Below are 20,141 nucleotides of genomic sequence, written 5' to 3'. Positions count from 1 at the left end.
TCGACGTGATCAAGGTCATGACCCATCCGGTGGACGACGAAGGTCGCGTCGAACTCGACAGTAACCCTCGCGGACGCCCCAGCGATATGCATACCGGACACCGTTTTCGCCCACACTTGTCCCGACGGGAGGTAAGTCATGCTCAAGCGCCCCTTGAGCGACCTCCGGCTCCAGCAACCGCCCATCGAGCGGATGCTGTTCGTGTTGCTCTCCGTAACGTTCGCCGTCACCGCGGCAGTGCAGTTCTTCCTCGCCGACGCGATGTCGATGTGGTGGCCGATCGTGCCGGCGGCGGCGCTCACCGTCGCGGCGCTGGCCTGTCTCTACGCCGCAATCCACGACACGGACGACTGACGGCGAACCCGGCACACAGTTCGCCAGCAAAACCGGACGGTTCGAGGTCGCCGCGCAGGTGTTGACGCACTTCGGCACCTATCCCCACCATTGCGTCATAGGCAACTAATTGTGCTATACGCAACATCACTCCGAGGAAGGTCGCCTCGGGTCGAAGGCGTCGCCGCGGGTGCGTCTCTCACGCCCACGCCGATACACCCACAGATTCGTCGCGCCGAGAGAAGGTGGCCGATGAGGATCCTTGTCGCCGACGCGTTCCCGGACGAGTACCGCGCCGAACTCACCGCACACGGGCACGACTGCACCTACGTGCCCGACACCACGGGCAGCGAGCTACCCCGGACGCTCACCGGTCACGACGCGCTGATCGTGCGCAGCACCACGGTCACGGCGGACGCCGTCGAGGCCGCCGACTCGCTGCGCCTGGTGATCCGCGCCGGCTCCGGTACGAACACGATCGACGTGGACGCCGCGGCGCGCCACGGCGTCCACGTCTGCAACGTGCCGGGCCGCAATGCCGTCGCGGTCGCCGAGCTGACCATGGGGTTGCTGCTCGCGCTGGACCGCAACATTCCCGACAACGTGGCCGACCTGCGAGCAGGCCACTGGGACAAGAAGCGCTACTCCCGGGCACGGGGCATCCACGGCCGCAAGGTGGGCGTCGTCGGGCTCGGCCGGATCGGGCTCACGTTCGCCGAGCGCGTGGCAGCATTCGGCGCCGGTGTCCACGCACTCGCCAACCCGAACCGTGACGAGCAGACGCGGGAGCGGGCACGCGCCATCGGCACCGTCTTCGTCGACTCGCTGGACGAGCTGGCCCGCAGCTGCGACGTGCTGTCCTTCCATGTGCCCGCCACGGCAGGCACCCGCCTGATGGTCGACCGGCACCTGCTCGCACAGCTGCCGCCGGGGGCGATCGTGCTGAACACGTCTCGCGGCGACCTCGTCGACGAGGATGCGCTGATCGATGCCATGGAGAGCAACGGCGTGCGTGCCGGTCTCGATGTCTATGCCGACGAGCCCGCCGCCGGCACGGGGACCGTGGATTCGCGGCTCGCCAAGCATCCGAACGTCTACGGCACGCACCACATCGGCGCCTCCACCGAGCAGGCCCAGCACGCGGTCGCCGCCGAGGTGGTGCGGATCGTCACCGCCTTCGCCTCGGCGGCGCCCTCCGACGCCCCGCCCCACTGCGTCAACCCGGACGCCGTCGAACGGGCCGTCGCAGCCTCCTTCCCCACCTCCACGAGCTCGGGTGGCCGACCATGAGCGCACCGCAGTCACTGTCGGCCCGCGTTGCGGCCGCACGGAACCCGGACGGCCGCAACACCGGTGTCACGATCCGGCCACCGCGCGTGCTGGTGCTGAACCCGGAGCGCGCCGCCCACCTGCCGGAACCGGCCACTGCCGGACAACTTCCCGGTCTGGTGGAGCGCGGCGTGCTGCACCGACTCCCGGAGCCTGCCGTGCTGGTCTACCGGGTGACCAGCGGCGCGCATCAACAGACCGGCGTCGTCGTCGAGGTCGCGGTCGACGACTACCGGGAAGGGCGGATCCGGCGACACGAGGCCACCGACCACGGCCGGGAGCGGCAGCTGGCCGAGCTCACCGAGCGCTCCGGTGTCGAGCAGCTGCCCGTCACACTCGCCCACCAGGAACGTCCGGTGCTGTGTGAGCTGATCACGCGCGTCGCCGCGGGCGAACCACACGTGCGCGTCACCCGCGAGCACGAGGAGCACACGGTGTGGATCGCGCACGACACGGACACCGTACGGGCCGTGTACGACGAGCTGGCCGAGCTCGCGGTGCTCTACATCGCGGACGGGCATCACCGGTTGGCGGCCGCGGAACGCTGTGCCGCCACGACCTGCTCGTTCACGCTCGCTGTGCTGTTCCCGAGGGATCAACTGCGCATCCTCGGCTACCCCCGGTGCGTCCCGCGCCCGGCGGGCACACCGGCGCCGGTCCTGCTCGATCAGCTGGCCCGCCAACCGGTGGTGGCACGACTCCACGAACTCGCCCCGTCCGACGCGATCCGGCCGGACCACGGGTCGGTGTCGATGTATCTGGAGGGCCGGTGGTATCGGCTGTGGCTGCACCAGCCGCACACTGTCGTGCCTCCGCCCGCCACCGTGCATCCGCTATCCACAGTGGACACGGTTCTCCTCGACGAAGCGATCATCGCGCCGGTACTGCCCGAGGGGAAAGGGAACACGCCGCTGTCCGGCCGTGCCGGTACGGCGGCCATCGCGAACTGGTGCGACGAGCACCACGCGGTCGGGTTCCTGCCGAGCCCTCCGCGGGTGGACCAGGTCATGGCGGTCTCGGATGCCGGCCATGTGATGCCGCCGAAGTCCACCTGGTTCGACCCGAAGGCCGGGCACGGCTTGTTCCTGCGGCAGTCGGCAGGCGACCGGTGAACCGCCCCGGTGGGCGTCAGCCTTCGGCGAGCAGGGATTCGAGTTCGAGCTCCGGGTGGGCGCGCAGGAGAATGCGCAGGGACATCTCGTCCTCGAACACCGCGAGCTCGGTGCCGTCGGCGCGGTCGAGGACCTCGCTGCGCCTGCCCGCGTCGACGATCTTGCGCTGCGACGAGTCACCCAGTTTCCGCACGGCGCTGTAGGGCAAGCGGTCGAGCTTCACCGGACACGAGAACTCGTGCTCGAGCCGGTGTGAGGCAACCTCGAACTGCATCGGCCCGACAGCGGCCAGTACCGGGGCGCCGTCGCCACGCAGGTCGGACGTCAGCAGCTGCACCACGCCCTCCGCTCCGAGCTGGTCAACGCCCTTGCGGAACTGCTTGGCCTTGCTCAGGTCCGACGGGGTCGCCACCGCGAAGTGCGCAGGCGCGAACTGCGGCAGACCCGGGAAGCGCACCGCGGGTTTGCCGGAATACAGGGTGTCGCCGACCCGCAACGCCGTCGCATTCACCAGGCCGACCACGTCCCCGGGATACGCGACATCCATTGTGGACCGCTTCTGGCCGAACACCTGCTGCACGTACTTCGTCGCGAACGGCCGTTTCGTCGTGGCGTTCGTGACGACCATGCCGCGTTCGAACACACCCGAACACACGCGCGCGAACGCCACCTGGTCGCGGTGGGCGGGATCCATACCGGTCTGCACCTTGAACACGAACGCCGAGAACTCACCGTCCAGCGGCCGCGGCGCGCCGTCGACGTCCTCCCGCGGTTCCGGCCGCGGCGCCAGGTCGACGACGAGGTCGAGCAGATGACGGACGCCGAAGTTCAGCACCGCCGCGCCGAACAGCACCGGCGTCGCAGACGCGTCGCGGAACCGTTCCTCGTCGAACTCGCCGCCGGACTCGAGGAGCAGGTCGTACTCCTCGCGTGCGGTCGTCCAGGCTTCGCCGACCTCGACGTCGGCCTGTTCGGACGTCAGGTGCTCCTCGGGTGCGGCCGTCGCACCCCCCGCAGTCCGCGAGTACCGGACGAACTGCCCGGTCGGCACGTCCAGCACGCCCTGGAACTGTCCTGCCACGCCGACGGGCCAGGTCAACGGCATCGGCTGCAGATCGATGCGCTCGAGGAGCTCATCACACAGCTCCAGAGCCTCCCGACCCGGCCGGTCCCACTTGTTGACGAACGTCAACACCGGAATACCACGATGCCGGCACACGTCGAACAGCTTCAACGTCTGCGGCTCGAGCCCCTTCGCCGAATCCAGCAACATCACCGCCGAATCGACCGCCGACAACACCCGATACGTGTCCTCGGAAAAGTCCGCGTGACCAGGCGTGTCCAGCAGATTGATCACACAGTCGCGATACTCGAACTGCAACGCCGCCGACGTGATCGAAATGCCGCGCGCCTGCTCCATCGACATCCAGTCCGACACGACACCCTGCCTGCCACCCTTCCCGTGCACCGCACCCGCCTCGGAAATCACACGCGCGTGCAACGCGAGCGCCTCCGTCAGCGTCGACTTACCGGCGTCGGGATGACTGATAACGGCGAACGACCGCCTGCGCCGCGCCTCGTCGAGGGCGGACGCGTCGTGAGGAGTGGACACAATCCTCCAGGCTACCCGCGCGAACAATGCCCGTTCCACGCGCGTGCCGCGCATGTACTCCTGCCGCCTCGCGCGCTGATCACTGCGGGATCTGCGCTCGCGGACCCGCGCTTCTCCCCGTCCGACGACCGCCCCGTGCGCACACCCACGGACGGGTTTGCGCAGGCCGACTGCCGGGTACTCCTCGACACTCGCCCGCTCGGGAGTGGCGAGAATGCGCCGGCTCTCGCGAGCCGGCGGGGAACCCGTCGCCGTCGGGGGCGACGGGTTCCGCCTTCTCGCCCCCCCTCCTCATCCCCACCCGTCGCCCGCAGTCACCCGCGTCGGCGATGCGGTCGCGACGCGGCGATCGGAACACCTCACGCACACCGGAGTGGTAGGCGCACCACGGGTGAGCAGCCGGACGACCCGGCCGGGGTCGGCGCCGGCGGCTACTGGACCGCCATCTCGCCCAGCTCCGACCAGTCGTCCTGGTCGAGCGTCGTGTTGATCACCCGCGGGGTCTCGGCAAGGTACGGCGGCAGTGTCTGCTGCGCGGCCTTGAAGTGCTCGGAGCTGACGTGTGCCGCAGCGGCGTCGCCGTCGCGGAACGCCTCCACGAGCACGTACTCGTTCGAGTCCTCGAGGCTGCGCGACCACTCGAACCACAAGCAGCCGGACTCGCTGCGCGTCGCGTGAGTGAAGGCTTTCGCGATCTCCGGCCAGCGGTCGGCGTGCTCGGGCTTGACGCGGAACTTCGCGGTAATGAAGATCATCGTCTCGTCTCGTCTCCTCGTTGTCGTGCGGGACCTCAGGGTCTGAGCGCTCCCGGAAATCGGCGCCCCGAGAACGGAACACCCCGGGAACGGAACACTCCTGGAACAGAGCACTCTCGGAACTCGGTGTCCCAGGAACTCCGGTGTCCCAGGAACTCGGTGTCAGGGCGTCAGGATGGCGCGACCGCGTACGCGGCCCGCTTCCAGGTCGTCGATGGCGTCCTGGAAGCGTTCCAACGGGTACTTACTGGTGTGCAGCCGCACCTTGCCCTGTGCAGCCAACACCATCAAATCGCACAGATCATTGTACGAACCCACCAGGTTGCCGATGAAGTTGATCTCGGTCGAGATGATGTCGATCGTCGGGATGTCGATGTTCTCGCCATATCCCACCACGTGATAGTCACCGGCGCGACGCAGCATGCGCACGCCCTCGGCGGTCGCGCCGCCCTCGCCGACGAAGTCGACCACGACCTCAGCACCGTTGCCGCCGGTCAGCTCCAGCACCTGCGTGACGTGATTACCATCGGCCACGACGCCGCGGTCGGCGCCGATGGACACCGCGAGCTTCACGGCATCGGCGTTGCGGTCGACGACGATCAGTTCCGCCGCGGTGAGCGCCTTGAGCACCTGGATGCCGATATGGCCCAGCCCGCCGGCGCCGATGACGACGCACCGGTCACCGGGCCGCAACGTCCGGGCCGCCTTGGCCACCGCGTGATAGGCGGTCAGCCCCGCATCGGCGAGCGCCGCCACATCGGCGGGTTCCAGCGAGTCGTCGATCCTCACGACGCTGCGCGCCGACGTCTTGAGGTACTCGGCGTAACCACCGTGGGTGTCGATTCCCGGGAACAGGCTCTGCTCACAGTGCACGTCGTCACCCGACCGGCAGGCCCGGCACAGACCGCACGTCACCAGCGGGTGCACGATCACCTTGTCACCCTCGACCACGTTGGTGACCGCGCTGCCCACGGCGTGCACCCAGCCCGCGTTCTCGTGCCCGATCGTGTAAGGCAGTGTCACGCCGGACTTCTCCGCCCACTGACCTTCGAGGATGTGGACGTCCGTGCGGCACACGCCCGCGCCGCCGATCTTCACGACGACGTCGTAGGGCCCGGTCGGCTCCGGCATCGGCACCTCGGCCGGCTGCAGCTTCTCGTGATAGCCGACTACCTGAATCGCTTTCATGACACCTTCTCCTGGAATGCTCGGGGCAACTGGTCGGCCGCCGAATCGGGGTAACGGGTACGCAGCAGGCCACGGCAGAAGTGCGCGTTGCCGTCCATCGACACGCGCAGCGAGCGCGCGACCCGCAGCCGCCACGGCACGTCCTCCTGCGCGCAGGGCTCACCGTTCCGGCCGACCAGCGCGGGCCGATCATCGCCGGTCGGGAGCCCGAGCGTGCAGCGGTGCCGCAGCAGCGCGCGGGTGGCGTCGTCGTCGGGAAGGTCACCCAGCGTGACGTCGTACAGACCCTCCTCCGGCAGATCGGGATGCGCACGCAGATACCGCGTGAGCGCCCGTTCCATCGCCGCCGTGTGCGCCTTGCGCCGGAACGTCAGCCGCAGCTCGTCGAGGTCCTCGTCGGCCTCGTCGCCGAACGTGCCGCGATAGCCGGCGTCGGCGGCCAGCCCACGGTTGATGATCTCCGAATCGTGGTGGTCGTCGAGCCGCACCGTGACGGGCATGCCGAGAGCCAGCAGCGCGTCCTTCGCGTCCGACGCCATGAGGTACGCGAAGTTGGGCGCGCAGAACGACGTCGGGAGCCGCAAGTGCACCACGAGCTCCCCGTCGGCGACGTCCATCGACCGGACGAATCCGAGGTCGGTGATCGACTCGTCGAGTTCGGGGTCGACGACGGTGCCGAGCGCCTCGCGGGCCCGCTCCAGGACGTCCGTGTCCGGAGCACTGTCCGCGAAGACCGCGGCGACCTGCTCGTTCACCGCGGCACGCATCAGGCCACCGCCATGGCTTCGGTCCGGCTGCCGGCCGAGTCCTCGCCGGGCAGCCGGCATTCGGCCGGTACGTCGATGTCGTACATCTTCGCCGCGTTGAGCCCGAGGATCTTCTTCTTCTGCGCCGTGGTCAGCGGCGCGTACTCGGTCATGTCCTCCGGGATCCGGAAGTCGACGAAATGCTCGACAAGCCACTTCGGCGTCCAGATCGCGTAGTCGCTGGAGAACTGGATCCGGTCTTCGTCCAGCCAGTACAGCAGCTCGCCGATGATCTGGGCGAAGTAGCGCGGCCGCGAGTGGATGAACGGCATCGCCACGGCGAGGCCCGCGTGCACGTTCGGCTCCTGTGTGGCGATCCAGCAGAAGTCCTCGAGCCGTGGCAACCCGCAGTGCTCGACGATGATGTTCAGGTCGGTGAAGTCCGTGGCGACCTTGTCGATGTCGGCCACGTCGAAGGCATCCCGGTCGAGCGGGCGGATCGTCGGGCCCTTGTGGATGTGGATGTTGCGGATGCCCAGCTCCTGGCAGGTCTCCAGGTACCGGTAGGACCACGGATCGTCGAGCTTGTAACCGCGCGAATCGCCCTGCCACTCGGCGGTGTAGAGCTTGACGCCTTTCAGCCCGAACCGCTCCGCGTCACGCTTGAGCTGGTCGAGTCCCGCCTGCTCGAACCGCGGGTCCCAGCAGTGGTTGTAGGTCAGCTTGTCGGGGTGCCGCTGCGCGAGCGCGAACGCTTCCTCCGTCTGGCCGAACCCGTTGTTGTAGAAGGCACTCAGCAGCGCGGGCTGGAAGATCGCGTGATCCACGTAGCCGTGGGTGAACAGGTCACGCATCAACCGCTCGCCGCCCTGGTACAGGTACTCCTCGTACGGCCAGACCTCGGATTCCGGGCTGAGGTTGCGGTGGTAGTCGTAGAAGCAGTCGATGAACTGTTTTCCGTGGATGTTGCGCTGATTCTCGGGACGGGCGTCCCAAAGTGCAACGTGCGCATCGAGAATGAAGTACTTCTCGTCGTCCTTCGTGTACATGGGTCTCCTCCCGTACGTGGCCGCCGGTGGCCCGTGGTGCGGGAACGCTACGAGCGCCCGGAGTCCCCGGGGACCCCATGCGTGTCTCACTTTGAGACACCTGGACCGCTGAGGTTCGAGGCACGATGTGGTTGTCTGACCCAGGAAGGCGCAACGACGCGCTCGGGAGGCCGACATGCACCGCGACGACTTCGCACTCCCCACGGACCCGATGCAGGGCGGCGCACCACGACTCCGCGCATCCTGGCGCCGCAGCGAGCGTTACGGCCTTGCCGCCGACGAGATCCGGCCCGTGTTCACGGGCTCGGTCGACACCGAATCGCTGCTGTACGAATGCGGTCGCGAGGTACTGCGCGGCCTGCAGAAGGCGCTGGCGAACGAACCGGTCAGCATCATGATCACCGACCCGGACGGGCTCGTGCTGAGCAGACTGTCGGAGGACGCCACGATCAACCGCTCCCTGGACCGCGTGCACCTTGCCCCGGGGTTCTACTTCGCCGAACGCAACGCCGGCACGAACGGCCTCGGCCTCGCGCTGGCCGACCGCGCACCGTCGCTGGTGCGTGCCGACGAGCACTACTGCAGCGGCCTGCGCGGCTACACGTGCGCGGCCGCACCCGTCGTCGATCCGTCGGGTGACATCGCCGGCAGCGTCAACCTCACGACCTGGTCCGATTCGGCCTCGGAACTGCTGATGGCGCTGGCCCAGTCGGCGGCAGCCAACACATCGGCGTTGATGCTGGCCAGAGGTGCCGGGAAGGCCGCTCCGCCCACTTCTCACGGCGAGGTGTTCCGCGTGTACGCCGACCGCTCCCGTGCACCCGAAGAGGGGCTGCCGACCACCGGGTGGCGCGGCGCGTTCGCCGAGGCACGCACGGCCTTCCGGCGCGGACTGGCCGTCGCCGTGGTCGGCGAGCTGGGCACGGGCAAGACCGCCCTGTCTTCGCTGGCCCGCCGCGAGCTGCGCCGGGAGCGTGTGCTCAGCGCGCGGCCGCCCGCCCCCGAGGACGTCCAGTCGTGGTTCGAGCTGTGGGTTCCCGAACTCGGCAAGGACAGCACCTGCGTGATCGTCTCCGGGGTGGACAGCATGCCCGCGTGGGCGACGACGGAACTCGCGCACCTTTTCGCCCGGGTGAGAGCCACCGACGACATGCAGCCCTACGTGGTCACGGCCGCGTCGGCCGACACGCTGCCGGCGGAGCTTCGCGAGCTGATCGACGTCATCGTCGAAGTGCCGGCCCTACGGTTCCGGCCGGACGACATCATGCCGCTGGCCAGGCATTTCGCCCACCAGGCCCGGGGTCGCGAGATCGACTTCACCCCGGCGGCCGCGCGTACGCTGACGACGTTCGACTGGCCGGGCAACGTCCGCAGCCTCCGCCGGGTCGTCCGCGAGGCGGCCGCCAGGACCGACCGGATCGACCTCCACCACCTCGCACCCGAGGTGTTCACCGGCCCGGGCCATCCGCTGACCAGGTTGCAGTCGGTGGAACGGGACGAGATCGTCCGCTGCCTGACCGAACCGGGCACCACCGTCAGCGAGGCGGCCGAGCAGTTGGGGCTCGGCAGGGCGACGATCTATCGCAAGCTCCGGCAGTACCGCATCACGGTCCCCGACCGCACACCGTGAAACCCGCCCGACATCGGCACCCGGACGCCCCAAGGGAACCCTGGTTGCGTCGGGTGCGACAGATCCCGCCTCACCCGGACGTGCACGCTCGCACCCCGGACGCACCAGGGGCACCTTGGTTGCATTCAGCGCGCCGGAACGCCCTCTCGTTCGAACGCCGACGCCGCATCGCGTGGTGAACGTGGCACGAGGCCCGCCCGCCGGAATGTCCACAATGGACTCTTCGGCGGACGGGCCTCGCAGTTCGGGGTGGACCAGCGGTGGCCGGCAACGGACGAGCTCGGGATCAGCCGAGCCCGGTGAGTTCCTCGTCGGTGAGCAGCCGAGAACGGATCAGGAACCGCACTCCCTCCGGGGCCTCGAGCGAGAATCCGCTGCCCCGCCCCTGGACCACATCGATGGTCAGGTGCGTGTGCTGCCAGTACTCGAACTGCGCCCGCGACATCCACACCGGAACGGGATCGTGCACGCCGGCGACGTCGAGGTCACCGAGGTGCACGTCCGCTGCGCCGGTGCGGAACTCACCGGCCGGGTAGCACATGGGGGCGCTGCCGTCGCAACAACCGCCGGACTGATGGAACATCAGAGGCCCGTGTTCTCCGGACAGCCGTCGCAGCAGGTCAGCCGCAGCGTCGGTGAGATCCACTCGGCTCATCGGCTTCAGAACAGGCCCTGCGCATCGGGCGAGTACGACACGAGCAGGTTCTTCGTCTGCTGGTAGTGGTCGAGCATCATCCGGTGGTTCTCGCGGCCGATACCCGACTGCTTGTAGCCGCCGAACGCCGCGTGCGCGGGGTAAGCGTGGTAGCAGTTCGTCCACACGCGGCCGGCCTGGATGTCACGACCCGCGCGGAACGCCGTGTTGCCGTCCCGCGACCACACGCCCGCACCGAGGCCGTACAGCGTGTCGTTGGCGACCTTCATGGCGTCGTCGTAGTCGTCGAACTTCGCCACCGATACGACCGGGCCGAAGATCTCCTCCTGGAACACACGCATCTTGTTGTCGCCCGCGAACACCGTCGGCTGGATGTAGTACCCGCCGGACAGCTCACCGCCCAGGTCCGTCTTCTCGCCACCGGTGAGGACCTTCGCGCCCTCCTGTTTACCGATGTCGATGTAGGACAGGATCTTCTCGAACTGGTCGTTGGAGGCCTGCGCACCGACCATCGTGTCGGTGTCGAGCGGGTTGCCCTGCGTGATCTTCTCGACTCGGGCGACGCCGTCGGTGACGAACCGGTCGTACATCGAAGACTGCACCAGCGCCCGCGACGGACACGTGCACACCTCGCCCTGGTTCAGGGCGAACATCGCGAAGCCCTCCTGCGCCTTGTTGTAGAAGGCGTCGTCGGCCGCGGCGACGTCGTCGAAGAAGATGTTCGGGCTCTTCCCGCCGAGCTCGAGCGTCACCGGGATGATGTTCTCGCTGGCATACTGCATGATCAGCCTGCCGGTGGTGGTCTCACCCGTGAAAGCGACCTTGCGGATGCCCGAATGCTGGGCGAGCGGTTTGCCCGCTTCGACGCCGAAGCCGTTGACGATGTTCAACACGCCCGCGGGCAGCAGGTCGGCGATCAGCGAGAGCAGCACGTGGATCGAAGCCGGAGTCTGCTCGGCCGGCTTGAGCACCACGCAGTTGCCCGCGGCCAGCGCAGGTGCGAGCTTCCACGTCGCCATGAGGATCGGGAAGTTCCACGGGATGATCTGGCCGACCACGCCGAGCGGCTCGTGGAAATGGTACGCCACGGTGTCGGCGTCGATCTGCGAGAGCGAACCCTCCTGTGCGCGGATCGCACCGGCGAAGTACCGGAAATGATCGATGGCCAGTGGGATGTCGGCGGCCAGCGTCTCGCGGACGGGCTTGCCGTTCTCCCAGCTCTCGGCCACGGCGATGGCCTCGAGATTGGCCTCCATCCGGTCGGCGATCTTGTTGAGCAGTGCGGCGCGCTCGGCGGGGGCACTGCGGCCCCACGCGTCGGCGGCCCTTGTCGCCGCGGTCACGGCGCGGTCGATGTCCTCGGAGGTGCCGCGCGCGATCTCGGTGAACACCTTGCCGGTGACCGGCGTCGGGTTCTCGAAGTACTGGCCCTTGGCGGGCGGCACGTACTCCCCGCCGATGAAGTGGTCGTACCGCGATTCGAACGCGACGACGCTGCCTGGCTGCCCCGGTGCGGCGTAAGTGGTCATCCGAAGTGAGCCTCTCTGCTCGATTTCACTGCCTCGGCGGCGAACGTAGGGAGTGCGACGTTGCAGACGCGTTGCAGAGCCGCCCTACCAGGCGGCCGGTGGCACGAAGGGCCCCCTCGTGCCAGTTGCTTGCCCTCGGCAACGTGAGCGGGGCATGCTCAAGCGACAGCACCGCCCGTCACCGTCATCGCCGCGGAGTGTCCATGAGATCCCAACCCGCCCCGAACGCCCTGCACAGCGTGTCGGACCCGCTGGCTCAGCAGCGTGTGCTCCAGCGGATCCGCGATGCCGCGCTCAGTGACGAGGAGGCAGGCGGCGCGGACGGTCGAGCGGCACCGCGCACGCTCATCTCCGAGTCCTGGCGCCGGTCGCTGGCCACCGGCGTCGATCCGGACGGCTACCTGCCGCCGGTCGTGTACGACGACGACCAGCTCGACGAGGTGCGCACCTCGCATCAGCTGCACGCCGTGCTACCGCCGTTGCGGGAACTGCTGGTGAGCATCGCCGACGAGGCACAGCACATCACGATCGTCACCGACGCGGACGGCACGATCCTGTGGCGGGAAGGCCCGTCGGAGCTGTGCCGGCTGGCCGACCCGGTCGGCCTGCATGAAGGCATGCAGTGGGCCGAGACGGCGATCGGGACCAACGCCATGGGCACCGCACTCGCCACGGACGCACCGGTGCAGATCTACTCGGCCGAGCACCTCGTACGCACCTACCACTCGTGGACCTGCGCGGCGGCGCCGATCCATGATCCCGACACCGGCCGGGTGCTGGGCGCCATCGACATCAGCGGCAGGCTCGACACGCTGCATCCGGCGATGGTCTCGCTGGTCAACGCCACCGCGCAGGTCGCCGAGAACCACCTGAGGCAGCGCATGGAGCACTCCGACGAACGTCTGCGCAGGCGGAACCTGTCCCATCTCGAACGGCTCGGCGGCGAACCCGGCGCGCTGCTCACGACGTCGGGGCGGGTGATCGCCGCGAACCCGCTCGGCACATTCCCCCACCGGGTCTCGGTCGAGGACGGCACCGACCGGATCGACGTCGAAGGCCGTGAGGCGCTGCTCGAACCGCTCTCCGGCGGGTACCTGCTGCGGCTGCCGAGGGAAGGTGGGACGACGATCCCCGTGCGCCCGGCGGCGCCGACGCTACGACTGTCGTTCCTCGGCACGACCCCGGAGGCTCAGTTGGACGGGCGCAGCGTGCCGTTGACGTTGCGCAGGGCGGAGATCCTCGCCCTCCTGGCACTGCATCCCGAGGGATTGACCGCGGACCAACTCGCACTGCACCTCTACGGTGACGCAGGAAACCCCACGACGGTGCGAGCAGAAGTGCACCGCCTGCGCAGCGAACTCGGCGAAGCTCTGCTCGCCAAACCGTACCGGCTCGCCGCCGAGGCCGACGCCGACTTCCTGCGCGTGCGCGACGCCCTCGCGACCGGCGATGTCGGGAGGGCCGCCACCATCGCGACCGCACCACTGCTGGCCCGGTCCGAATCGCCGACGATCCGGGCGGAGCGCGACCAGCGGACCGTGGCGCTGCGCACGGCCGTCCTCGACAGCGGCGACCCCGAGGCGCTGTGGGCGTTGTCCGAGGGCGAACCGGGCCACGACGACGTCGAGGTGTTCGAACACCTCACGCGGGTCCTGCCCGCCGGCGATCCGCGTCGCCCGGTCGCGGATGCCCGACTCGCTTGGCTGCTCGACAACGACGACGACTGACAGACGGGCGTCGCCTGCAACGTCGGTGCAACGCCCCCACTCCTAGGTTCGACATCCGGTACCGGCTTCAACGAAGAAGGCAGGTGATGGCGGTGACACTTCCCGACCAGCAGGCGGAACTCGACCCGGGACGCGACTATCCGCTCGCGTCGCACCGTCCGGAGCTGCTCCGCACTCCGACGGGCAAACCGATCGACGAACTGACGATGCAGGCCGTCCTCTCCGGCGACATCGCCCCCGAGGACCTGCGCATCTCGCCCGACACGCTGCGATTGCAGGCACAGGTCGCCGAACGGGTGGGCCGCACCCAGTTGGCCCGCAACTTCCGCCGTGCCGCCGAGTTGACCGCGCTCCCGGACGATCTCGTGCTGTCGATCTACAACTCGCTACGGCCGAATGCCTCGACGAAACAGCAGCTCACGGACATTGCCGACCAGCTCGAGAACGAGTACACCGCGACCCTGTGCGCCGAGCTGGTGCGCGAAGCGGCCGACGTCTACGAGCGCCGCGACATCCTCGCCTGACACCACCGCCCACCACCTCCCGCGGCGAGCCCGCGAGGGCGACGCCACCGCCGTGCCAGCGACCCGCCTCCTGCAGCCGAGGCCGGATTTTCCGGCACGACACCTACCGGCACCACCCGGCTGTCGCCCATGCCCGGCATCCACCCGCGACACAGCCTTCACCGCCGCACAGCCCAGCCTGTGCCCACGACACAGGGAGATCCGAAAGATGACCGCGGAACCGCTTCCGGTATCGACGCCGAAATCCAGCCGCACCGAGGCGCTCGAAGAGCGGCCGGTCAACCTCGACGGGTTCGTCGAGGAATGGCCCGAGGTCGGCATGGTGGCGATGGACAGCCCCTACGACCCTGCACCGAGCGTGCGGGTGGCCGACGGCGTCATCGTGGAGATGGACGGCAAGCCGCGTGCCGAATTCGACTTCCTCGACCAGTTCATCTCCGACCACGCGATCGACGTGTCGGTGACCGAACGCGCCATGTCACTCGAACCGGTCGAGGTGGCACGCATGCTCGTCGACCCGACGGTGACACGATCGGAGGTCGTCGAGGTCGCGGGCGGTCTGACCCCCGCCGCACTGCTCGAGGTCGTCAAGACGATGAACGTCGTCGAGATGATGCAGGCGCTGCAGAAGATGCGCGCCCGGCGCACGCCGGCCAACCAGGCACATTCCACCAGCGCGCGCGACAATCCGGTGCAGGTCGCGGCCGAGGCGGCCGAGGCGTCGCTGCGCGGGTTCCGGGAGCTGGAAACGACCCTGGGTGTGGTGCGGTACGCGCCGCTCGTGGCGATTGCACTGCAGGTCGGTGCACTGGCCGGCACCCCGGGCGCACTCACCCAGTGCGCTCTCGAAGAGGCCACCGAGCTGGAACTCGGCATGCGCGGCATCACCGCCTACGCGGAAACGATCTCCGTCTACGGCACCGAGCCGGTGTTCTGCGACGGCGACGACACACCGTGGTCGAAGGCGTTCCTGGCCTCGGCCTACGCCTCGCGCGGCATCAAGATGCGATTCACCTCCGGCACCGGTTCCGAGGTGCAGATGGGCAACGCCGAGGGCCGCTCGATGCTGTACCTGGAAATCCGCTGCATCCTCGTCGCGAAGGGCGCGGGCGTGCAAGGGCTGCAGAACGGGTCGATCAGTTGCATCGGCGTGCCGGGCGCCGTGCCCGCGGGTATCCGCGCGGTACTCGCCGAGAACCTGCTCGCCAGCACGGCCGACCTCGAATGCGCTTCCGGCAACGACCAGTCGTTCTCGCACTCGGACATGCGCCGCACCGCGCGCCTGCTGCCGCAGCTGCTGTCGGGCACGGACTTTGTGTGCTCCGGATACTCGTCCGTGCCCAACTACGACAACATGTTCGCCGGCTCCAATCTGGACTCCACGGACTACGACGACTGGAACACCATCCAGCGCGACCTGCAGGTCGACGGCGCACTGCGGCACGTTCCGGAGGAGGAACTGCTGGCCGCACGCAGCAAGGCGGCGCGCGCACTGCAGGCGGTGTTCGCCCAGCTCGGACTACCGACCATCTCCGACAAGGAGGTCGAGGCGGCCACCTACGCGCACGGCAGCCAGGATCTGCCGATGCGGGACGTGCTCGAGGACCTCAAAGCCGCACAGTCGGTGATGGACCGCGGGATCACCGGACTCGACGTGATCAAGGCACTTGAGGCGTCCGGGTACAGCGACATGGCGCACACACTGCTGTCGGTACTGCGGCACCGGGTGTCCGGCGACCTGCTGCACACCTCGGCGATTCTCACCTCCGAACTGGAGACCCTGTCCGCGGTCAACGACGCCAACGACTACGCGGGCCCCGGCAGCGGGTACCGCCCTGCAGGCGAACGCTGGCGCGAGATGAAACGCCTTCGCCATGTCGTCAGCGCCAGCAATCCCGAAGAGGAAAACGGCTGAAAGGACGGTCCTGCCATGACGAGCATGGAAGCGCGGCCCGAGCGGGTGCTCGACGCGGTCGAGAGGGGCGAAGCCACGGTGGGATCCCGTCCGGACGAGGTGGTCATCGGCATTTCGCCCGCGTTCGGAGACTTCTTCACCAAGACGATCGTCGGGATCCCGCACTCCGAGGTGCTGCGCGAACTCCTCGCCGGGGTCGAAGAGCAGGGCGTGCAGGCCCGGGTGATCCGGTATCGCAGCGGGTCGGACCTCGCCGTGATCGCCCACTCGGCGGCGCGGCTGTCGGGCTCGGGTATCGGCGTCGGCGTGTTGTCCCGCGGCACGACGATGATCCATCAGAAGGACCTCGTCCGCCTGTCCAATCTGGAGCTTTTCCCACAGGCACCACTGCTCGATCCGGAGACGTTCCGTAAGGTCGGCCGCAACGCGGCGCGCTACGCCAAGGCCGAGTCGCCCGAACCGGTCCCCGCGCGCAACGACTACATGGCCCGGCCGCGCTGGCAAGCCAAGGCGGCGCTGCTGCACATCAAGGAAACCGAGTTCGTGACACCCGATGCCCCGCCGGTCGAGCTCGACGTCCGGATCCGGCTGGCCGACGCCGGTTGACGCCGTGACTCTGCTCGTCGGCGTCGACATCGGAAACTCGACCACTGAGGCGTGTCTGGCCGAGCTCGGCCCGGACGGTCCGCGTTACCTGGGCGGGGCGCTCGCGCCGACGTCCGGTGTGAAGGGCACGGCGGAGAACGTGCCGGGTGTCGTCAAGGTGGTGCAGGAGGCGCTGTCGGCAACCGGGAGTGCCCAGCACGAAGTGGCGGCGGTGCTGGTCAACGAGGCGACGCCGGTGATCAGCGGACTGGCGATGGAAACGATCACCGAAACCGTCATCACCGAGTCGACGATGATCGGGCACAACCCGGACACGCCGGCCGGGGCAGGTCTCGGCACGGGCACGACCGTTGCGTTCACCGAGCTCGGCTCGTGCGGGCCCGGGGAACACGTGATCTGCGTGGTGGGTGCGGGTGTGGACTTCGAGGACGCCGCGGTGGGGATCGCGGCGGCCCGCGATCGCGGTGTCGAGGTCACCGGCGCGGTGGTGCAGGCCGACGACGCGAATCTGATCGTCAACCGGCTGCCCGCGCCGATCCCCGTGGTCGACGAGGTCACGCTGATCGGGAAGGTGCCGTTGGGCATGCCCGCAGCGGTGGAGGTGGCCGAACCGGGCAGGACGGTGCGCACGCTGTCCAACTCGTACGGCCTCGCAACGCTGTTCGACCTCGACCCCGACCAGACCCGCCTCGTCGCGCCCGTGGCCAGGGCGCTGGTGGGCAACCGGTCGGCCGTCGTGGTGCGCACACCGTCAGGCGACATCGCGGACCGCCGCATTCCGGCGGGCACGCTGACGCTCATCGGCGAGCACGCACGCCTGTCGGTGGGTGTCGACGCGGGCGCCGACGAGATCATGGCGACGCTGCGCCGGGTGGCCCCGCTGGCCGACGCGACCGGCGAGGCAGGCACCCACGTGGGCGGGATGCTGGCGACGGTGCGCGACGCCATGGCCGACACGCTGTCGGACACGGCCGAGGAACAGGACGTGCACATCCAGGACGTGCTCGCGGTCGACACCTTCGTCCCGCAGCTCGTCACCGGCGCACTCGCGGGCGAGTTCGCGCTGGAGAACGCGGTGGCGCTGGCGGCGATGGTGCGCACGAGCCGGGCCCCGATGGAGGCGCTCGCCGACCAGCTGCGGTCGGCTCTCGACGTGGATGTCCACGTCGGCGGCGTCGAGGCGGACATGGCCGTGCTGGGTGCGCTGACCACACCGGGCACCGAGCGGCCGCTGGCGGTGCTCGACCTCGGTGGTGGCTCCACCGACGCCGCCCTGGCCACGGGCCACGGCGAGGTGCGTTCGGTCCACCTGGCGGGCGCGGGCGATCTGGTGACGAAGCTGATCGACTCCGAACTCGGCCTCGACAACCGAGAGGTCGCCGAGGACATCAAGAAGAGCCCCCTCGCGAAAGCCGAGAGCTTCTTCCACGTGCGCATGGAGGACGGGACGGCGCGGTTCTTCGACGAGCCGCTGCCCGCGGAGGCGTTCGCCCGCGTGGTCGTGCTCGGTGAGGAGGGCATGCGGCCTGTGCCGACGCGGTACTCGCTGGAGCAGGTCCGCCAGGTGCGCAGGTCGGCCAAGCACAAGGTGTTCGTCGTCAACGCCCTTCGTGCGCTGGAGCGGGTGGCACCCGGCGGGAACCTGCGGGAGATCGGGTTCGTGGTGGTGCTCGGCGGTTCGGCCCTGGACTTCGAGATCCCCGACATGATCGCCGAGGCCGTGGCGGGCGCGGGAATCGTGTGCGGCACGGGCAACGTGCGGGGGTGTGAGGGCCCGCGCAACGCTGTCGCGACCGGCCTGGTCGACGATCACACGGGACGCGCCCGATGAGCGGCATCGTCGACCGCCGCGTCGAGCTCGACCGCCGGTCACCGCCGACCGTCGTCGTCCGGTGTGCCGGTGAGCGCGGCGTGCGTGAGCTGCTGGCCGGGATCGAGGAGGAGGGCGTGCCCGTGCGGCTCGCCGGCGCGGACGGCCGGGACCTCGAAGCACGTGGCGACGGCGAGTCGGGTACGGCTGCCGGGGTGAACACCACGGCCGTCGAGCTGGCGCACGCCGCGGCCCGCGCGTCCCCGCTGGACGTGGGTGTCGGCGTCGATGCCGAGGGACGGGTATGCGTGCATCACGCGAAACGCCCCGCCGACCGGCCCGTCGTCACTGCTGATTCCACCCGCGCCCGATGGTGCGGGCACAACGCGGCCCGCCTCGTCGTCGGGCTGCCGTTGAAGGAACCGCCCGACGAAATGGAGGAAACGTGGTCGCACCACTGACACTCGCGGATGCCAAGCCCGTGCTCGAGGCCGCTTTGGCCAAGGCCGAAGAGATCGGCCAGCCGATGAACGTCGCCGTCGTCGACGCCGGGGCACACCTCGTGACGTTCGCCAGGCAGGACGGCGCGATCCTGGCGAGCATCGACATCGCGACCCGCAAGGCCCGCACGTCGGCATTGCTGAAGATGACGACCGCGCAGCTCGGCGAGGCGGCCAAGCCCGGCGCGCCGCTGTACGGCGTCGAGGTAACCAACGGCGGCCTGGTGATCTTCGGCGGTGGCATCCCGTTGGAGCGCGACGGCGAGGTCATCGGCGCGATCGGCGTGAGCGCGGGCAGCGTCGAACAGGACACAGAGGTCGCCGAAGCCGGGGTCGCAGCCCTGCCGTGACCGAGCGGAAGCGGTGCCACCGGGGATACGGTGGGTGCACCCACGACACTCGGCGGGCCCGCTCCGCACGGCCGTGTTCGAGGACGGCAACCACGGCGCCCGGCAGAGGCGCCGAAGGTGACCTGGGTTCGCGAGCTGAATCCAACTACCGTGACATCGCATGGCGCGCGAACCACTCGACGAGGAGAGGCTGACCGCGATGCTCGTCCACGGGCCGACACCGACCCGAGTCGAGATCGTCGACTACGACCCGGAATGGCCACGGCGGTTCGCTCGCAGGGCCGTCGAGCTGCGCGAGATTCTGGGCGAGCGGGCACGGCTCGTCGAACACATCGGGTCGACGTCCGTGCCCGGGCTCGCAGCCAAGCCGGTGGTGGACATCGTGGTCGGCATCGACGACCCGGACGACGAACCCGCCTACCTGCCCGACCTGGAGGCCGCGGGATACGAGCTGCGCGTCACCGAGCCGCGTCACCGCGCGCTACGGGCCGGCGAGCCGGGCGAACCGGTGAACCTGCACTGCTACGCACCCGACGATGTCGAGACCCGCCGTTACCTGGTGCTGCGCGATCACCTGCGCAGCCACCCGGACGACCGTGACCGCTACGCCGCCACCAAGCGCGAGCTCGCGCGGCACGAGTGGGACGACATGAACTACTACGCCGAGGCGAAAGGCCCGGTCATCCGGGACATCCTCGACCGGGCGGGCTGGGTCGAGCCGTAACCTCGGCCGCGCCGACCGGGCCGACCCCTGACCGACGAGCCGTGACC

19 protein-coding genes are annotated in these 20,141 nt (G+C 69.1%); 12 read left to right on the top strand and 7 right to left on the bottom strand.

Features of this window, described 5'->3' with window-relative positions; genetic code table 11:
• The first annotated feature begins 138 nt into the window (after positions 1-138).
• From LY41_RS18320 to LY41_RS18310, 3 genes are all read left to right on the top strand, one after another.
• Complete coding sequence (locus LY41_RS18320; RefSeq protein WP_253865274.1) at positions 139-354, top strand: hypothetical protein; 216 nt, start codon at positions 139-141, stop codon at positions 352-354.
• A gap of 231 nt (positions 355-585) precedes the next feature.
• Positions 586-1,623 (top strand): NAD(P)-dependent oxidoreductase, encoded by a 1,038-nt coding sequence (locus LY41_RS18315; RefSeq protein ID WP_253865273.1) that lies wholly within the window; start codon positions 586-588, stop codon positions 1,621-1,623.
• Positions 1,620-2,774, top strand: coding sequence for a DUF1015 family protein (locus LY41_RS18310; RefSeq protein WP_253865272.1), 1,155 nt, complete (start codon positions 1,620-1,622; stop codon positions 2,772-2,774). Before LY41_RS18315 ends, LY41_RS18310 begins: the two co-directional genes overlap by 4 nt.
• A gap of 16 nt (positions 2,775-2,790) precedes the next feature.
• Here LY41_RS18310 and LY41_RS18305 read toward each other — a convergent pair whose 3' ends face one another.
• The 5 genes from LY41_RS18305 to LY41_RS18285 form a co-directional block, all read right to left on the bottom strand.
• Positions 2,791-4,386: a peptide chain release factor 3 gene (locus LY41_RS18305; RefSeq protein WP_253865271.1), complete on the bottom strand. Its 1,596-nt coding sequence runs from the start codon at positions 4,384-4,386 to the stop codon at positions 2,791-2,793.
• A gap of 431 nt (positions 4,387-4,817) precedes the next feature.
• Positions 4,818-5,141 carry a putative quinol monooxygenase gene (locus LY41_RS18300; protein WP_253865270.1) on the bottom strand — a complete coding sequence of 108 codons (324 nt, stop codon included), beginning with the start codon at positions 5,139-5,141 and terminating at the stop codon, positions 4,818-4,820.
• A gap of 162 nt (positions 5,142-5,303) precedes the next feature.
• Positions 5,304-6,329 (bottom strand): NAD(P)-dependent alcohol dehydrogenase, encoded by a 1,026-nt coding sequence (locus LY41_RS18295; RefSeq protein ID WP_253865269.1) that lies wholly within the window; start codon positions 6,327-6,329, stop codon positions 5,304-5,306.
• Positions 6,326-7,096 carry an iron-sulfur cluster assembly protein gene (locus LY41_RS18290; RefSeq protein ID WP_253865268.1) on the bottom strand — a complete coding sequence of 257 codons (771 nt, stop codon included), beginning with the start codon at positions 7,094-7,096 and terminating at the stop codon, positions 6,326-6,328. The genes LY41_RS18295 and LY41_RS18290 overlap by 4 nt, the downstream gene beginning before the upstream one ends.
• Positions 7,096-8,124 carry an amidohydrolase family protein gene (locus LY41_RS18285; protein ID WP_253865267.1) on the bottom strand — a complete coding sequence of 343 codons (1,029 nt, stop codon included), beginning with the start codon at positions 8,122-8,124 and terminating at the stop codon, positions 7,096-7,098. The genes LY41_RS18290 and LY41_RS18285 overlap by 1 nt, the downstream gene beginning before the upstream one ends.
• 175 nt (positions 8,125-8,299) lie before the next feature.
• Between LY41_RS18285 and LY41_RS18280 the strand changes: the two genes are divergently transcribed.
• Complete coding sequence (locus tag LY41_RS18280) at positions 8,300-9,754, top strand: AAA-type ATPase lid domain-containing protein (protein WP_253865266.1); 1,455 nt, start codon at positions 8,300-8,302, stop codon at positions 9,752-9,754.
• Between the two features lie 286 nt (positions 9,755-10,040).
• Here LY41_RS18280 and LY41_RS18275 read toward each other — a convergent pair whose 3' ends face one another.
• On the bottom strand, positions 10,041-10,409 hold the full coding sequence (locus tag LY41_RS18275; RefSeq protein WP_253865265.1) for a DUF779 domain-containing protein: 369 nt from the start codon (positions 10,407-10,409) through the stop codon (positions 10,041-10,043).
• A 5-nt stretch (positions 10,410-10,414) separates the two neighbouring features.
• Positions 10,415-11,938 (bottom strand): acetaldehyde dehydrogenase ExaC, encoded by a 1,524-nt coding sequence (exaC, locus tag LY41_RS18270; protein WP_253865264.1) that lies wholly within the window; start codon positions 11,936-11,938, stop codon positions 10,415-10,417.
• Positions 11,939-12,141: 203 nt separating this feature from the next.
• Between exaC and LY41_RS18265 the strand changes: the two genes are divergently transcribed.
• The 8 genes from LY41_RS18265 (at position 12,142) to LY41_RS18230 (ending at position 20,094) form a co-directional block, all read left to right on the top strand.
• Entirely contained in the window at positions 12,142-13,665 is a 1,524-nt protein-coding gene (locus LY41_RS18265) for a helix-turn-helix domain-containing protein (RefSeq protein ID WP_253865263.1), read from the top strand.
• 92 nt (positions 13,666-13,757) lie between these two features.
• A complete protein-coding gene (locus LY41_RS18260; protein ID WP_253865262.1) occupies positions 13,758-14,189 on the top strand; it encodes a diol dehydratase small subunit in 432 nt (143 codons plus the stop codon).
• Between the two features lie 208 nt (positions 14,190-14,397).
• Entirely contained in the window at positions 14,398-16,104 is a 1,707-nt protein-coding gene (locus tag LY41_RS18255) for a propanediol/glycerol family dehydratase large subunit (protein WP_253865261.1), read from the top strand.
• A gap of 15 nt (positions 16,105-16,119) precedes the next feature.
• Positions 16,120-16,710, top strand: a complete 591-nt coding sequence (locus LY41_RS18250) for a propanediol/glycerol family dehydratase medium subunit (protein WP_253865260.1) — start codon at positions 16,120-16,122, stop codon at positions 16,708-16,710.
• Between the two features lie 4 nt (positions 16,711-16,714).
• Complete coding sequence (locus LY41_RS18245) at positions 16,715-18,541, top strand: diol dehydratase reactivase subunit alpha (RefSeq protein ID WP_253865259.1); 1,827 nt, start codon at positions 16,715-16,717, stop codon at positions 18,539-18,541.
• Positions 18,538-18,981 carry a glycerol dehydratase reactivase beta/small subunit family protein gene (locus LY41_RS18240; RefSeq protein ID WP_253865258.1) on the top strand — a complete coding sequence of 148 codons (444 nt, stop codon included), beginning with the start codon at positions 18,538-18,540 and terminating at the stop codon, positions 18,979-18,981. The genes LY41_RS18245 and LY41_RS18240 overlap by 4 nt, the downstream gene beginning before the upstream one ends.
• The gene (locus LY41_RS18235; protein WP_253865257.1) at positions 18,966-19,370 is read left to right on the top strand and encodes a GlcG/HbpS family heme-binding protein; all 405 of its coding nucleotides are present in this window, start codon (positions 18,966-18,968) and stop codon (positions 19,368-19,370) included. The genes LY41_RS18240 and LY41_RS18235 overlap by 16 nt, the downstream gene beginning before the upstream one ends.
• A 160-nt stretch (positions 19,371-19,530) precedes the next feature.
• Positions 19,531-20,094: a GrpB family protein gene (locus LY41_RS18230; RefSeq protein WP_253865256.1), complete on the top strand. Its 564-nt coding sequence runs from the start codon at positions 19,531-19,533 to the stop codon at positions 20,092-20,094.
• Positions 20,095-20,141 lie beyond the last annotated feature (47 nt).

The organism is Prauserella halophila, assembly GCF_024171895.1.
Lineage (GTDB): Bacteria > Actinomycetota > Actinomycetes > Mycobacteriales > Pseudonocardiaceae > Prauserella > Prauserella halophila.
This window is presented reverse-complemented; position numbering and strand designations above follow the sequence as displayed.